Source organism: Cellulomonas rhizosphaerae (genome assembly GCF_003470205.1).
In the GTDB taxonomy this organism is placed as follows: domain Bacteria; phylum Actinomycetota; class Actinomycetes; order Actinomycetales; family Cellulomonadaceae; genus Cellulomonas; species Cellulomonas rhizosphaerae.
Window position 1 is genome coordinate 1 of the sequence record NZ_QWKP01000026.1, and the last position, 2,538, is coordinate 2,538.

Below are 2,538 nucleotides of genomic sequence, written 5' to 3' on the forward strand. Positions count from 1 at the left end.
GCCCCGCCCCCGGTCGTCCGGGGGCGGGGCGTTCTGCGCGCGTCGGGTCAGCCGTTGCGGCTGGCGCGGTAGCCGTGCGCGCGCGCCGCGCCGGGCGTGGTGAAGCACTCCTCGGCGATGGTGATCGAGTAGTAGCGGCCGCCGGGCACGTGGTAGATCCCGCTGTTCGCGTTGCCCTTGACCGGCGCCCAGCTCGGGCACTCGCCGTCGGAGTAGGGCGCGGCGTGGTTCGGCTTCTTGCCGGCCTTGATGACGAGCGTCTGGGTCTTGGTCTTCGTCTGGACCGCGGACCAGACCTTCGTCGAGGTGGTCGTGGTGACCTGCTTCTTCTTGTACAGGTCCTTGCTCGGGTTGAGGTAGGCGGAGAACGCCTTGCCGACGGTCGGCGTGGAGGTGAACTCGAGCCCGGTGAAGTTGTCGTCGAAGCCCCACCAGGGGTTCTCGTCGTACGCCTCGAAGTTGCGGATCGTGACCGTGCCGTCGAACGCCGCTCCGGTGCAGCTGCCGTCCAGCTCGAGCCCGCCGTCGGCGGGCAGGGTGACCCGCGACGCGGTGCAGGTCACGCGCGTCTCGTCGTCCGGTGTCACGGTGACGACGTTCTTCGTCGACGTCGTCGTCTTCTTCACGGTCCGGAACGTCTTGTACTTGGCCGTCGTCGTGACCTTGTACGTGCCGGCCGCGAGCTTCACCGACGCCTTGTTCTTGGCGACGGTCGAGCCGCCCTTCTTCACGGTCATCTTCGCCGAGACGACCTTCGCTGACTTCGCGTGCGTGACCTTGGGCTTCACGGTGACCTTCGACCCGTAGGCGGCGGTCGTCGAGGCGATCTTGCCGATCGTCACGGGCGTGGCCGCGGAGGCGGCGGAGACCCCGACGGTCATCGAGACGGCGACGAGGCAGAGGGTCAGCAGGGAGGTCCACAGGCGGCGCATCGGGCGAGCATAGGGTGACCTGTCGCGCCTCCGTGACGCCACTGCCCGGATCGGTCGGTTCGCCCGAAAACTCGTCACGTGACCTCGGACACCCGGGCTCGGCGGCACGCGACGGCGCCAGTCGCTAGCCTCGCGAGCATGACCGAGGTCCGCGAGACGGCCCGCCCGGCGACGCTCAGCGTCCTCACCCTCACCGCGGTCGTCATCGGGTCCATGGTCGGCGCGGGCGTCTTCTCACTCCCGGCGCAGTTCGCTGCGGAGACGGGCGTGGTCGGCGCGCTGATCGCGTGGGCCGTCGCGGGCACCGGGATGTTCATGCTCGCGCTCGTCTTCCAGCGCCTGGCGGTCGCCCGCCCCGAGCTCGACGCGGGCATCTACGCCTATGCCAAGGCCGGGTTCGGCCAGTACCTCGGCTTCTTCTCGGCATTCGGCTACTGGGCCAGCGCGTGCGTGGGCAACGTGACGTACTGGGTGCTGATCATGTCGACGATCGGCGCGGTGGCACCGGCGCTCGGCGAGGGGGACACGGTCCTGGCGGTCGTGCTCGCCAGCGCCGGGCTCTGGGCGTCGCACTCGGTGATCCGCCGCGGGGTGCGGGAGGCGGCGACGATCAACCGCATCGTGACCGTCGCCAAGGTCGTGCCCATCGTCGTGTTCGTGCTCCTCGCGGCCTTCGCGTTCGACCCGTCCGTGTTCGTCGACAACCTGCGGGGCGACCCCGCGGCGGGGAACCTGTTCACGCAGGTGCGCGGCACGATGCTCGCGACGGTGTTCGTGTTCCTCGGCGTCGAGGCCGCGAGCGTCTACTCCCGCCACGCGCGCAGCCGCCGCGACGTGGGCCGCGCGACGATGCTCGGGTTCCTCAGCGTGTTCGCCGTGTTCGCCTCGGTGACGATCGTGTCCTACGGGATCCTGCCGATGAGCGAGATCGCGGCGCTGCGGCAGCCGTCCATGGCCGGCGTGCTCGAGGAGGCGACCGGGGAGTGGGGCAGCGCGTTCATCAGCGTCGGCCTCGTCGTCTCGGTGCTCGGGGCGTACCTCGCGTGGACGCTCATGGCGGCCGAGGTGCTGTTCGTCGCGGCCAAGGACGACGACATGCCGCGGTTCCTGCGGCACTCGTCGGGCGACGACGTCCCGGTCAACGCCCTGACCCTGACGACCGCGCTGTCGCAGGTCGTGCTCGTGCTGACGCTGCTCTCGCAGGACGCGTTCGACTTCGCGCTCAGCATGACGAGCTCGCTCGTCCTGATCCCCTACGTGCTGGCTGCCGGCTTCGCGGTGCGGCTCGCCTGGGCGGACCGGGTCGGCCGGGTCGTCGCGCTGATCGCGGCCGTGTACACCGCGTTCCTGCTGGTCGCGGCCGGGCCCAAGTACGTGCTGGTCTCGTTCCTGTTCTACGCGCCGGCGTCCGTCCTGTTCGTCATGGCCCGACGAGAGCAGGGCCGGCGGGTGTTCTCCCGCGGCGAGCTCGTCATCTTCGTGGTCTCGCTCGTGGCGGCCGTCGTCGCGATCGTCGCGCTGGTGGCAGGCTGGATCGCGCTATGACTCCCTCCATCCGCCCCTACGAGCCGCGCGACTGGCACGACATCTGCCGCATCCACGACGC

The 2,538-nt window shown here is 70.1% G+C and carries 2 protein-coding genes; one reads left to right on the forward strand and one right to left on the reverse strand.

From position 1 onward, the window contains the following. Window positions 1-47 precede the first annotated feature (47 nt). Entirely contained in the window at window positions 48-932 is an 885-nt protein-coding gene (locus tag D1825_RS00310; protein WP_118765564.1) for a sunset domain-containing protein, read from the reverse strand. Window positions 933-1,070: 138 nt separating this feature from the next. Between D1825_RS00310 and D1825_RS00315 the strand changes: the two genes are divergently transcribed. Beyond that, window positions 1,071-2,477, forward strand: coding sequence for a basic amino acid/polyamine antiporter (locus D1825_RS00315; protein WP_118765565.1), 1,407 nt, complete (start codon window positions 1,071-1,073; stop codon window positions 2,475-2,477). Window positions 2,478-2,538 lie beyond the last annotated feature (61 nt).

Excerpts from the sequence above, each read along its gene's own strand:
- D1825_RS00310 (WP_118765564.1), bottom strand. The coding sequence starts at position 932 with ATGCGCCGCCTGTGGACCTCCCTGCTGACCCTCTGCCTCGTCGCCGTC.
- D1825_RS00315 (WP_118765565.1), top strand. The coding sequence starts at position 1,071 with ATGACCGAGGTCCGCGAGACGGCCCGCCCGGCGACGCTCAGCGTCCTC.